We start from the raw sequence: 12,872 nt of genomic DNA, 5'->3' as shown, positions 1-12,872 counted from the left end.
GAACAGCCTCCCGAATCGATTCGGGCCATCTCTACCCTGTGGGCTTTTTGCCTGGAGACAGGGAATGGCCCGCAGGAGATTCGAGATGCATCACTACCGACAGGCCCTGCTGCGCATGCGTCAGGGTGACTCCGACCGGGACATTGCCGACGCCAAGATCATGGGGCGGCGCAAGGCTGCCCAGTGGCGGGCGCTGGCCCAGGTGCATGGCTGGCTGGATGCCCAGGCACCGCTGCCCGACGATGAGGCCGTGGCGGCCGCCCTGCAGCCACCCAAGCGCGCCAGTACCACTGTCTCCAGCCTGGAAGAACATCGCGACAAGGTGGCCGGCTGGGTCGAGCAGAACGTGCCCGGCACAGCCATCCACCAGGCGCTGCAGCGTCAGCACGGCTGGACGGGCAGTTACTCGGCCGTGCGCCGCATGGTCGCCGGCATCCGCGCCACCTTGCCGCCGGAGGTCACCTGCCGCCTTGACTTTGCCCCGGGCGAAGCTGCCCAGGTGGACTTCGGTGCCGGCCCCATCTTGCTGCACCCGGATGGCAAGCCGCGGCGCACCTGGGCCTTCGTGATGACGCTGGCGCACAGCCGCCACCAGTACCTGGAGTTCGTCTGGGACCAGACGGTGGCCACCTGGCTAGGCTGCCACCGCCGAGCCTTCGAGTGGTTCGCAGGCGTGCCCGAGCGCGTTGTCATCGACAACGCCAAGTGCGCGATCACGAAGGCTTGCGCCCAGGACCCGGTCGTGCAGCGCGCCTACGCCGAGTGTGCCGAGGGCTACGGCTTCAAGATCGACCCGTGCCCGCCGCACGACCCGCAGAAGAAGGGCATCGTCGAGGCGGGCGTCAAGTACGTCAAGGGCAACTTCCTGCCGCTGCGCGAGTTCCGTGACCTGGCCGACCTCAACGCCCAAGCCAGGGCGTGGGTCATGGAGACGGCGGGCCTGCGCATCCACGGCTCCACGCGCCAGCCACCGCTGGCACTGTTCGCCCTGGAGCAGCCGCTCTTGAAGCCACTGCCGGCCATCGCGCCGGACCTGGGCACCTGGCACAGGGTGAGCGTGCACAAGGACTGCCATGTGCAACTCGAGCGCATCTTGTACTCGGCCCCGTTCGCGCTGGTGGGCAAGACGCTGTGGCTGCGGGCCACCGATGCGGTCGTGGCCTTGTACGAGGACTACCGACATGTGGCCACGCACCCGCGAGGGCAACGCCCCGGCCAGCGGGTCACCTGCAAGGCGCACCTGCCGCCTGAAGCCCAGGCCTTCTTCGCCAAGGACCGTCAGTGGTGCGCCAGCCAGGCCGCTGAAGTCGGCCCCCAATGCCGAGCGCTCATCGAGCGGCTGCTGGCAGACAACGTCCTGGAGCGGCTGCGCGCCGCACAGGGCGTGCTGGGTCTGCTCAAGCCCTATGGCGCCAAGCGGCTGGAGGCTGCCTGCGCGCGGGCCCTGGCGCACGAGTCGCCGCACTACCGCACCGTCAAGACCATCTTGAGCACGAAGGCGGATGTGCAGGGCGCTCAAGCCGACAGCCACACCCCGCCTGCCTATGCCGGCACCAACCGCTTCACGCGGCCTGCCGCCGAACTCTTCCCCACTCCATCCCCAACCTCGCAGCCCAGCTCGCTGCATTGACCCCCAAGGAGATCTCCATGACCATCATGAACCCCGCGCCCGAACTGGGCCCCCAACTCAAGCAACTGCGCCTCTCAGGCATCCTCGACTCGCTGGAGGCCCGCAACCGCGAAGCCATCCAGGGCAAGCTGGCCTACACCGACTTCCTGGCCTTGCTCATCAGCGATGAGGTGGCCAGGCGCGAGCAAAAGAAGTTCAGCTCGCGCCTGCGCCGAGCCCAGTTCCGCACAACCAAGACGCTGGACCAGTTCGACTTCGAGCGCCTGCCCAACCTCAACCGCAGCCTGGTTCACGACTTGGCCACCGGGCGGTATCTGCAAGAGAAGGCCCCTGTGCTCATCGTCGGCCCCTGTGGCACAGGCAAGTCTCACCTGGCTCAGGCCCTGGGGCACTGCGCCGTGCGCCAGGGTGTCGATGTCATCTTCACCACCTGCGCGTCGCTCACCCAGAGCCTCAACGCCGCGCGCGCCACGGGCGGCTACGAACGTAAGCTCGCCACGCTGGCACGCGTGCCGCTGCTGATCATCGATGACTTCGGCCTCAAGCCCCTGCGCTCGCCCGCAGACGAGGACCTGCACGACCTCATCGCTGAGCGCTACGAGCAGGCCGCCACCATCGTCACGAGCAACCTGGACTTCCCCGAGTGGGATCAGGCCTTCCCCAACAACCGATTGCTGGCTAGCGCCACCTTGGATCGCCTGCGGCACAACGCCTACTGCATGGTCCTCGACGGTGCGTCGTATCGCGCGCCCAGAACCGCCGCCGGCAGCGTCAAATCCAGCCCCGCGAAAGCGGCAAAATAACCCTGTTCCTCAACCCCCTCGGGAGCCCTGTTCAGCAGCCAGAAACTGGCTCCATTACGCCGAACATCCCTGGCTCCATTACGGCGATCCGTGACACTTACGAACACCAATTTCTGGACCGAAGTCGATTTGCAACTTGTACGCGGGCTTGCGTGCCTCAGGGAATGGATCGGCGCTAATGATCCTGCCGACACGAAGTTCCACTTTTGTGAAGTCATTCCAATCGATTTGCTCCATCGTCGCCTTTCAGGTGGCCTAACGAACTAGTTAACTGGCGCCCATAAGGCGTATCCGAAGCGATGGGCCGTATCAGCGTCCACGTTGAACTTACAGTTAGGTGGCGTGCCTGAACGACGAAGATTTGCCATTCGAACTTAGCCCTTGGCAATGAGTTTGGCCATATGATGGCTTGTCATTTCAAAGCCTTTACTCAAGTAGAGGCGGTGAGCGGCGTGACGCGTGTAACCAGTGTCGAGGTGCACTGCATCACAGCCTTGTTGAGCAGCTTGTTCGGTTAGCCAGTCCAGAAGGGCTCCTGCGTAACCTTTACCCCTGGCACTGGGTATAGTGGTTAGGTCGTCGATGTAGAGCACTCGACCCCATGCTAGGAATTCGCAGAAACGAAAGCCTGCAGCACTGACTACTTGCTCAGCGTCTTTGATGGCGGCGATTTTGTAGCCCTGAAGTTCTTGCCTGCGTACCTGCGGCAGAAATTGGGTCACGGTGAGATGTGGTCGCAATACAGCAAAAGCGCCAAAACAAGCCTCTAGTTCAGCATCAGTTTGGGGAATATGGATGACTACGTTTCTCAATGCGCTTCCTTTATGTGAGCAGAAGCTCAAGCCACCTAACGAATTAGTTAACTGGCGCCGGAGCCCCGCAGGGGCGCAGGGCACCAACAGCGGCCAATAAAATGCCGAAGGCATGGCCGCTGTTGGCGTCCACGTTGAACGCCCAGTTAGGTTTTGCACCTGTGGCACGGCTTTGAAACACACGACAGATGAAGTTGAGGTGAGGGCGGGCCACGGTGAATTTTTGCTGCTGCTGCCAGAATTCCAGAGAGTGTGACAGACAAACCGACCTGGTTGAAACACCCAAACCGGTGATAAGTGCTCCAAAGGCTGGCGTCAATACTCATGTAGATAAGTGAAAATTAATCGTCTGCGGCCTCAACAGGAATGCGACTGAAGCCGTCATTAGACGTGACGTGCTGAAGTGTGTTCAGCGACTTAGTTCCCACGATTAGTAGGAAATGAGGGAATTCATCAGGGCCACCGAAGTCATAGAGCGTAACGCCCTTCGGCAAAACTCCGGGCGGCGAATCAGTGTTTGAGTACAGCGTAAGAGCTTGTGTTGTGATAAATCTATTGGTGGCCAACAGTTGATGGTACTGATAATATCGACCGCTAACAAATGCGACCGTTACAGATAGAATAAAGACAAGCGTTAAAAATGCAGACTTCATTTGTTGATCGACGGTTTGTGGTGGACACCGACGGCGACTTGTTCGCGTAACCTAACGAACTAGTTAACTGGCGCCGTAGCCCCGCAGGGGCGCAGGGTACCAACAGCGGCCAATAAAATGCCGAAGGCATGGCCGATGTTGGCGTCCACGTTGAACTTACAGTTAGGTATTCCTCCCATTGGCTTACGGCAAATATGGGTGACAGTTGTCCGTGTAGAATTTTCGGAAAGCAGGAGTGGTGAATATGCCTTGTCGATTGAGAAATTTTCTTTTGTCAATAACGCGCTCGGATGTATAGCTATCCCTCTCCTTTGATGTCAATTGAGGGAAAATGACTTTGTATCGCGCATCAAGAGCGGTAACCCAGCGATTGTAAAGGTCGAAACCTTGCCCTGATTTCATGGCTGCGGCTGTGCATACGGCTAAGTCGGTTGTTTCAAGTGGTGACTTATCCGAAAAACTCTTTCCGCTTGCAACTGAAGATGCGAAAAGTAGCAGTATTAAATATACGTGCTTGATCATTTGATTTTCCCGGATTAAAGTGTTATTTCAATATTTGGAAAATGTCGATATGCGAATGCGCAGCAGCGCTTTGTTTTAGATTCTATTTTACGCCAACCAGATTTATGTATGAGACACCCTTTATGCCCATTTGTGATTCTGTGTGTGCTGACTTAATGTAGGCATTGTTGGCGCCACATTGGCATATTTTGCTGATATTGTTTTTGATGGCGCCTTTAATGCTGTGATCGAAGCTGAATGCGCTGCTACCTTCGACCAGGCACACTTCTTTCTTTAGGCCATTTTCCATGGCCTGACTCCTTGTTTGATACACTTTTACTTCGCAACTCCCGCTTTTGTAGGTGTCGGTGCCGTCGATCATGGTCACAGAACCAGTCGCGCATCCTGAAAGGTAGGTGAGGATCGCGGGTATTACTGATAGCTTGATTAAGTTCATGGTAATTGCCTCGGTTGGTGTGGTGTACCTAACGAACTAGTTAACTGGCGCCGGAGCCCCGCAGGGGCGCAGGGCACCAACAGAGGCCAATAAAATGCCGAAGGCATGGCCGCTGTTGGCGTCCATGTTGAACGCACAGTTAGACCCATTACCCCAATTTCTTCAAGGTTCGGATTTCATAATGGCTGTGCGTTATTTTGTTAAAAATTATTGGCACCTCGCAGCTTGCATCACCGCTGGATGTTGGCCAATCGCATGAGTCATGTTTCCAACGTATATGCCTGTTCTTGAACCGAGTCGCGTGCCTTCTACTTCTGCCATATATCTAAGCCGATCTCCGAAGTGCAGTGTGATTCGATAGCCGGAATCGGTTGTTCTAATATTTGCAATGCCGCTGGGTGTGTTTTCCCAAGAGGCAACGATGCAATCAGCTACTGACTTAGCTGACTTTTCGCTTGCATACGTGGTTTCGGGAGCTGAAGCGAGCAGTGATGACGGCGTGGAACCTGCGCAACCTTGCAGTGCAGCCAATGACGCAATCAACAATAAGTTAAGAGGGGTTGATTTCATGTTTTCCTATATTGAAGCAATTTCTTATATACGTGTCTAACGAACTAGTTAACTGGCGCCCATAAGGCGTATCCGAAGCGATGGGCGGTATCAGCGTCCACGTTGAACTTACAGTTAGGTTGGTGACAGGTGATACAGCCTGCGAGCACACGACAGATGAGGTTGAGGTGATGGCGTGCCACGGCGATTTCTTGATGCTGCTGCCAGAATTCCAGAGAGTGTGACAGACCATTCGACCTGGTTGAAGCACTCAAATCGGTGATCTGGATTGTGTGACAACCTGCCGCCACAAACGCGTAGCTTGATGGATGTGCTGGTTGTACTCTTTATTTTGTCTATCTGTAAGAGCCTAAAAACCAACCAACGGCGGCAACGACTGCTACATAACTGAGCTTGCTTATGTGGGATAGCCTGCGTGCTTGTGCCTTGCATGCATCAACATGCTCCTGCGATCCTGTAGCATTCATTAAAGAAAATATTTGCCGCGCCCAGTATATGTTTGCGACCGCTACAGCAATAATAATTAAACCAAGTGTCTCTTTGCTCATTTCTGGCTGCGCTTTCTGACTTGTAGATGCGACCTAACGACTAAGTTAACCGGCGCCCATAAGGCGTGAGCGAAAACGCTGGACGCTGAAAGCGTCCGCGTTGAACTGCCAGTTAGGTTGGCGAAAAAGATGAGACGGTTGGAGGCACTGGGCGTGCTGCGCTTCACAACGCAAAGTTGCTGATAGATGCTCGTAACTGACCAACGAGGCACTTCGCACTGCAACAACCTTTCATTGGCGTGAGCCATTCGACGTTAGGTTGAAGCGTAGGGCGTTTGCGGACAAAAAGCATTCCCGCGAACCAAGGCCCGAGCCGATCAGGCTTAGTTGATGAACGCCGAAGGACGTGAAGACGGCGAATGGTGGCGAGGTTTGAAAGCGCTGAACCTAACGCCTAGGTTAACCGGCGCCGGAGCACGAAGTGCGGAGGGTACCAACAGCGGCCAATAAAATCGCGAAGCGATTGGCCGATGTTGGCGTCCGCGTTGAACCACCAGTTAGGCTGGTGCGCGGAGTGGAAGAGCGTTCAAGGACCACTGCCTGACCACGTATTTGCATTTGTTGGCCTTTGTGCGCCACGCCGTTTCCTTGGCAATTTCGGATGCCTTGCATACCGATTACGAGTGGCAGTTTACCCAAAGCGCTTGAATTTTTCGAGCACCTGATTCGGTGCGCTGCCCGCCACGGGACGGGCGGCCCACAAGGCGATGGCGTGTGGCACTTTGGTGCCGCGCATGGGTGAGCTGGCAGCCGAAGGTCTGACAGCCAGATTGAGCCGAGCCACCACACCCGGTGCCAAAACTCGGTTCATCAAAGATGTAGAGCCCGGCCGGACGGAAATGATTGCAAAACCGTTTGACCAGAGCGTGCGCCATCGGCGCAGGGAGCAGGCAAGCGGCGGTTGTAATTTTGCGATGCGGCTGAGGCCTCACAGGCCGCGGTGTAGCTACTGCTAAGACGGTTGGCTGACAGTGAAAGCAATGCAGCAATAAAGCCGAATGGCCGATGAATAAAGGACAAAAAGACGCACCGATGAATTTTGGTGGCTGTTAAAAGAGGGCCTAACGAACTAGTTAACTGGCGCCCATAAGGCGTATCCGAAGCGATCGGTCGTATCAGCGTCCACGTTGAACTTACAGTTAGGCTGAGGCACGACGGCGCGGTGTCGCGCCTCACATTTTAATCTGTTCTGTGTGGTGACTTGTTGCAATAGCGGGCGACGGTGAAAACGGTCAGGCCGATTGAGAGAAATGCGCAGACTACGACCGTAAAGAGGGCACCTCGGTAACCGCAGGTTCCTTCAAACGGCGATCCAAACCAGTGACATGGCGCGACGGAAAGGAATGCATAACCAATCATTGCAAATGTTGCAGACCAAAAGGCAAGCGATAGGGCGAGCAAAAAAAGAACTTTGATAGCTTTCATGCTTTAGAAGTGGTTCGGGCTTTCCAAACTGTAGATGTTCTGTTGCGGGTAAAGCGACGACATTACCTAATGGGGCCTAACGAACTAGTTAACTGGCGCCGGAGCCCCGCAGGGGCGCAGGGTACCAACAGCGGCCAATAAAATGCCGAAGGCATGGCCGCTGTTGGCGTCCACGTTGAACGTACAGTTAGGTTTTTGACCATTGGCACGCCCGGGAAACACACGACGGCTGAGGTTGAGGTGAGGGCGGGCCACGGTGGATGCTGAAAGCTGCTGCCAGGACTCCAGAGAGTGTGACAGGGGCACCAGCTTGGTGGAAGCACCCAAACCGGTGATAGGCGATTGAGACATGACGCCGCGCCCGGTGAACGAACTGGCTGCTAGTAAAACGCCAAACCTCAAGATGCGCGCAACTGGCTGAGTGAGCACGGAAGCGGCGTTGGCGAACATCAGTGTTCCCGCGTGGGAGTGGCGACGCATGGTGCGCAAACCTTGCCATGCAAAGAATGCAACAGTGGCATGACAAACGATTCCCGCGTGCTGGATGTATGAGTTTGCACAGAATTTGACATTTGGCAGAGCCTTTGCATCGAGTTACCTGAGCGCGGGTTTAAACAGGACCTAACGCCCAAGTTCAGGGGCGCCCATCAGGCGTGACCGAAGCGATGCGACGTGTGAGCGTCCCCTGCAACGCCCAGTTAGGCTGGTGGCCAGGGCGATGAGTTCACTTGCGAGCGGCATCGGCTTCTCGTTGGTAGGCATCATGGGACATGCCTGCGTCCTTGAGGCAGCGATCTCGCGACGCGCCGTCAGCGAGCTTCATGCACTCGGCGCGTTGGGCATTGCGCCCCGTGGCGTAGAGCTGCTCAGAGGAGCAGGCAGACAAGAGCAGAGCGATGAGTGAGGTGACGATTGCTATGCGCATGGTGAAGGGGCCTAACGAACTAGTTAACTGGCGCCGGAGCCCCACAGGGGCGCAGGGTACCAACAGCGGCCAATAAAATGCCGAAGGCATGGCCGCTGTTGGCGTCCACGTTGAACGCCCAGTTAGGCATTTGAGGTGCTTTCGGTCGCATTTTGGTCATTGTTCTCAATTCCCAAATTCTCTCTGGTGCGGCGAAAGAGCGACTCAGCAGATGGCTGGCGTAAACCTTTGACGCTGTATGCGATAAAGCCATGTTCCTTTATCGTGCCGTTAGCCAATCGGAAGGTCGATATAAGGTACTTTCCTGGCTCTTCGGGGGATGGTCTAACCCAGATTGGTGTGTGTGCAGGAATGTTTGCTGCTTTCGTTTTTACGAAAAGGCGCTTCTCGTCCGTTCCATAGAGGCAAGTTCCCTCGCCGCCGGGGAGGGGTTCTGATTTGCCGCAAGGGTAGGGCCACCAAGATTTCTTGCTATTCCGCTTGTTTTTCTTCTGATTTCTATTTTGAAGAATCTTCTCTACCTGGCGGTGTGCCTCGTTGCTGGTGCATGGGTGCTTGGGCCATGGCGGTCCTAGGTTGTCAAAAAATACCGCTCCGCCATCTGGTGATCGATAGAAGAATACTTTTGCCGAGCATACCGGGCAACTAGCGTTGGGTATTGTGTGACTGGTCGCCTGGGCCCAGTCCACGTTCAACTTCGGTCTCCATGGATCGTGGTTGATGCCGCCCCAGCCGCACTCACAGAGCGGCGAGTGCCCATGTGCATTACAAGGCATGCCGAATGACTCTCCCTTTGGATTGGTTGAAATGCCTAACGAACTAGTTAACTGGCGCCGGAGCCCCGCAGGGGCGCAGGGCACCAACAGCGGCCAATAGAATGCCGAAGGCATGGCCGCTGTTGGCGTCCACGTTGAACTTACAGTTAGGTGGCGTGCCTGAACGACGAAGATTTGCCATTCGAACTTAGTCCTTGGCAATGAGTTTGGCCATATGATGGCTTGTCATTTCAAAGCCTTTACTCAAGTAAAGGCGGTGAGCGGCGTGACGCGTGTAACCAGTGTCGAGGTGCACTGCATCACAGCCTTGTTGAGCAGCTTGTTCGGTTAGCCAGTCCAGAAGGACTCCTGCGTAACCTTTACCCCTGGCACTGGGTATAGTGGTTAGGTCGTCGATGTAGAGCACTCGACCCCATGCCAGGAATTCGCAGAAGCGAAAGCCTGCAGCACTGACTACTTGCTCGGCGTCTTTGATGGCCGCGATCTTGTAGCCCTGAAGTTCTTGCCTGCGTACCTGCGGCAGAAATTGGGTCACGGTGAGATGTGGTCGCAATACAGCAAAGGCGCCAAAACAAGCCTCTAGTTCAGCATCAGTTTGGGGAATATGGATGACTACGTTTCTCAATGCGCTTCCTTTATGTGAGCAGAAGCTCAAGCCACCTAACGCCAAAGTTCAGGGGCGCCCGCTTGGCGTAGCCGAAGCGATGCGACGTATGAGCGTCCCCTGCAACGCCCAGTTAGGCGCTGGTTGATAGCGCTGCGGTGGTTGAGGGTCACGACGCTGATTGCTTGCCCACGTGGCGGCTATAGGCGAAGAACACTTCATCGCGAACCCAGCCCATGGACTCATAGAGTTGTTGCGCTTGATGGTTGGTTCTTGCTGTTGTGAGATCCATTCGCGCCTTGCCGTCCGATCTTGCGCGGTTCTCTGCGGCTTGCAGCAGCATTCTTCCAACTCCACTCCTGCGCGCGATGGGTAAGACGAAGAGGTCGTAGAGCGCATATATGGGTTGTGCTTCAACCGAACAGAATGTTGGGTAGAGCTGGCAGAAGCCAAGCAGCCCTGCCTCTTGGGAAGCTGCGAGCAGGATGACCGACTCGTTCCCATTGATTCGATCGGCGATGAACGCCGTAGCGCGAGGGAGGTCGGCGGGTTGTTCGTAGAACTGACGATAAAGATCAAACAACTCCGCAACGGAGCTTGTGTCTCGAGCTGAGGCTTCCCTGATGGTGATGTTCATTTTGTTCGTGGGGGCGCCTAACTGTTATTAGGCGTCACGCACGCACAAGCGAAACGCGGCCTAATGATTCTTGCCGCACCAGCAGTCTTCATCTTTCTCATCAGAATCAACACCTTAGCGACAAGCTTACAAATTGTTGAACATGTTAGCCGACCTAAAAAAACAGCGTGTGCCTGCTAACCCCCTCTGATGGGGGTGCAGGCACACGCTGTGTGTTTGGTTTGTCGCTGACCCTGCTGCTCAGTGAGCAACCATCTCCGTCACTTTCAATTGCCCGTTCTCATCCACCGCCTGAAACCGTACCTTGTCACCTACTTTGAATCGGGCGAGCACCTGCTTGTCCGATATGCCAAAAATCATGGTCATGGGCGGCATATCCAGGCTGGGTATATACCCATGTTTCAGGGTCACTTTTCCGGTCTTCAGGTCTATTTTCCTGATTTCCCCCTCGGCCCAGGCTTCGGCGTTGACGGGGGCTGATGCGGGCGCGGCCTCGGGTTGAATGTCATGCTCATGTCCAGCATGTGATCCGGTCTGCGCCTGCGCACCGGTGGCCACGCACAGCCACAGTCCAGCCATCACGGCAAAGTGTTTCACGGTCATTGTTCGTCCTTTCAGGCTTGCGGCTTGGCTTTCGGGTAATGGCTGAACACGCTGGTGCGGCCATCGCGCTGCACCAGCAGCACGTCATATGGGTCCAGGCGCGGGCCCATTTCCATACCGGGTGAGCCCACGGGCATGCCCGGCACGCTCAGGCCCAGGCCGGCGGTTTTGCTGCGCAGCAGGCGTTTCACGTCGTCGGCGGGCACGTGGCCTTCCAGCACGTAGCCACCCACCAGGGCGGTGTGGCAGCTGCCCAGTTTGGCGGGCATGCCCAGGCGTTTGCGGGTGGGGCCGGTGTCGTCCACTTCGGTGATGTTCACCACGAAGCCGGCCTTGCGCATGTGGTCCACCCAAGCCGTGCAGCAGCCGCAGGTGGGGCTTTTCCACACGTGCACGTCGGGCAGTTTGAACGGGTTGGCTTGAGCATGGGCCGCCAGCAGGGCGGCGGGTGTGGCGGCCAGGGCCAGCAGCAGGTGTCGGCGTGAGGTGTTCATGGTGGGTACTCCTTACTGAAATAGGGTGATGTGTCAGTGGCCGCTGTGCCCGCCATGGCCGGCAGGTTTGCGGATGTTCACTTCCACCTTAGGTTGTGGGGTGGTGGCGGCCGGCGCCTGTGTGGCGGTCGGTGTGGGGCCTTGCCATTCGCGCGCCACGGTGCCGGCGGGGTGTTTGAACCAGCCTGGGTCGCTGTAGTCGCCGCGCTTTTGGCCTTTGCGCACTTTCAGCACGCTGAACATGCCACCCATGCCAATGGCGCCAAAGGGGCCTTGCCCGGTCATCATCGGCACGGTGTTGTCGGGCAGGGGCATTTCCATCTCGGTCATGTCGTGCATGCCGCGCTCGCCCATCACCATGTAGTCCGGAATCAGGCGGGTGATCTGCTTGGCCACTTTGCGGTGGTCCACGCCAATCATGGTGGGCACGGCGTGGCCCATGGCATTCATGGTGTGGTGGCTCTTGTGGCAGTGCAATGACCAGTCGCCTTCTTCGTCGGCCATAAAGTCGAGCTGGCGCATCTGGCCCACGGCCACGTCGGTGGTCACTTCGGGCCAGCGGGCGGCTTGGGGTACGGGGCCGCCGTCGGTGCCGGTTACCATGAACTCGTGTCCATGCAGGTGGATGGGGTGGTTGGTCATGGTCAGGTTGCCCACGCGAATGCGCACCTTGTCCATGTGGCGCACCACCAGCGGGTCAATGCCCGGAAAGATGCGGCTGTTCCAGCTCCACAGGTTGAAGTCGAGCATGGTGTTGACCTTGGGCGTGTAGCTGCCGGGGTCCACGTCGTAGGCGTTGAGCAGGAAGCAGAAGTCGCGGTCCACCTCGTCGATCAGCGGGTGCTTGGTCTTGGGGTGGGTGATCCACATGCCCATCATGCCCATGGCCATCTGCACCATTTCGTCGGCATGCGGGTGGTACATGAAGGTGCCGGGGCGGCGTGCCACGAACTCGTACACGAAGGTTTTGCCGGGGGCGATGGGCGGTTGGGTGAGGCCGGTGACGCCGTCCATGCCGTTGGGCAGGCGCTGGCCGTGCCAGTGCACGCTGGTGACTTCGGGCAGCTTGTTGGTGACGAAGATGCGCACGCGGTCGCCTTCGACCACCTCGATGGTGGGGCCGGGCGACTGCCCGTTGTAGCCCCACAGGTGGGCGACGAAGCCGGGCGCCATCTCGCGCACCACGGGCTCGGCCACGAGGTGGAACTCCTTGACGCCGTTGTTCATGCGCCAGGGCAGGGTCCAGCCGTTGAGGGTGACGACGGGGTTGTAGGGGCGGCCGTTGGGCGGCACCAGCGGAGCTTGGGTGTCGGCGCTGGTCTGGATGACAGGCTCGGGCAGGCCGGCGAGGGCGGCTTTGCTGACCGTGGCGCTGCCGACGGCGGCGGTGATGGCACCGGCGCCAGAGAGGAAGTTGCGTCTGGAAACCATGGG

General features: G+C 57.6%; 12 protein-coding genes and 1 pseudogene. 2 read left to right on the top strand and 11 right to left on the bottom strand.

Annotated elements, in window-relative coordinates:
* Nucleotides 1-85 precede the first annotated feature (85 nt).
* The gene (gene istA, locus AC3WW4_RS12845; RefSeq protein WP_488827232.1) at nucleotides 86-1,630 is read left to right on the top strand and encodes an IS21 family transposase; all 1,545 of its coding nucleotides are present in this window, start codon (nucleotides 86-88) and stop codon (nucleotides 1,628-1,630) included.
* A 26-nt stretch (nucleotides 1,631-1,656) separates the two neighbouring features.
* Complete coding sequence (gene istB, locus AC3WW4_RS12840; protein ID WP_488829690.1) at nucleotides 1,657-2,433, top strand: IS21-like element helper ATPase IstB; 777 nt, start codon at nucleotides 1,657-1,659, stop codon at nucleotides 2,431-2,433.
* A 96-nt stretch (nucleotides 2,434-2,529) separates the two neighbouring features.
* Here istB and AC3WW4_RS12835 read toward each other — a convergent pair.
* The 11 genes and pseudogenes from AC3WW4_RS12835 to AC3WW4_RS12785 form a co-directional block, all read right to left on the bottom strand.
* Nucleotides 2,530-2,670 (bottom strand): annotated as a pseudogene (locus AC3WW4_RS12835) (tRNA-binding protein); the annotation flags it as partial.
* A gap of 137 nt (nucleotides 2,671-2,807) precedes the next feature.
* A complete protein-coding gene (locus tag AC3WW4_RS12830) occupies nucleotides 2,808-3,359 on the bottom strand; it encodes a GNAT family N-acetyltransferase (protein ID WP_488828879.1) in 552 nt (183 codons plus the stop codon).
* A 1,143-nt stretch (nucleotides 3,360-4,502) separates the two neighbouring features.
* Nucleotides 4,503-4,856 (bottom strand): hypothetical protein, encoded by a 354-nt coding sequence (locus AC3WW4_RS12825; RefSeq protein ID WP_488828878.1) that lies wholly within the window; start codon nucleotides 4,854-4,856, stop codon nucleotides 4,503-4,505.
* Between the two features lie 2,627 nt (nucleotides 4,857-7,483).
* On the bottom strand, nucleotides 7,484-7,849 hold the full coding sequence (locus AC3WW4_RS12820; protein ID WP_488828877.1) for a hypothetical protein: 366 nt from the start codon (nucleotides 7,847-7,849) through the stop codon (nucleotides 7,484-7,486).
* Between the two features lie 274 nt (nucleotides 7,850-8,123).
* Nucleotides 8,124-8,324 (bottom strand): hypothetical protein, encoded by a 201-nt coding sequence (locus AC3WW4_RS12815; protein ID WP_488828876.1) that lies wholly within the window; start codon nucleotides 8,322-8,324, stop codon nucleotides 8,124-8,126.
* Between the two features lie 122 nt (nucleotides 8,325-8,446).
* Nucleotides 8,447-9,019, bottom strand: a complete 573-nt coding sequence (locus AC3WW4_RS12810; RefSeq protein ID WP_488828875.1) for a hypothetical protein — start codon at nucleotides 9,017-9,019, stop codon at nucleotides 8,447-8,449.
* Nucleotides 9,020-9,287: 268 nt separating this feature from the next.
* A complete protein-coding gene (locus tag AC3WW4_RS12805; RefSeq protein WP_488828874.1) occupies nucleotides 9,288-9,725 on the bottom strand; it encodes a GNAT family N-acetyltransferase in 438 nt (145 codons plus the stop codon).
* 148 nt (nucleotides 9,726-9,873) lie between these two features.
* Nucleotides 9,874-10,341, bottom strand: a complete 468-nt coding sequence (locus AC3WW4_RS12800; protein WP_058088221.1) for a GNAT family N-acetyltransferase — start codon at nucleotides 10,339-10,341, stop codon at nucleotides 9,874-9,876.
* A 240-nt stretch (nucleotides 10,342-10,581) separates the two neighbouring features.
* Entirely contained in the window at nucleotides 10,582-10,944 is a 363-nt protein-coding gene (locus tag AC3WW4_RS12795; RefSeq protein ID WP_488828873.1) for a copper-binding protein, read from the bottom strand.
* A gap of 11 nt (nucleotides 10,945-10,955) precedes the next feature.
* Nucleotides 10,956-11,438 carry a DUF411 domain-containing protein gene (locus AC3WW4_RS12790; RefSeq protein ID WP_488828872.1) on the bottom strand — a complete coding sequence of 161 codons (483 nt, stop codon included), beginning with the start codon at nucleotides 11,436-11,438 and terminating at the stop codon, nucleotides 10,956-10,958.
* 33 nt (nucleotides 11,439-11,471) lie between these two features.
* Complete coding sequence (locus AC3WW4_RS12785) at nucleotides 11,472-12,869, bottom strand: multicopper oxidase domain-containing protein (RefSeq protein ID WP_488828871.1); 1,398 nt, start codon at nucleotides 12,867-12,869, stop codon at nucleotides 11,472-11,474.
* Nucleotides 12,870-12,872 lie beyond the last annotated feature (3 nt).

The sequence above is a fragment of the Aquabacterium sp. TM01 genome, from assembly GCF_057808345.1.
The sequence above is the reverse complement of the archived record's forward strand: the minus strand, read 5'-3'. Positions and strand labels throughout refer to the sequence as shown.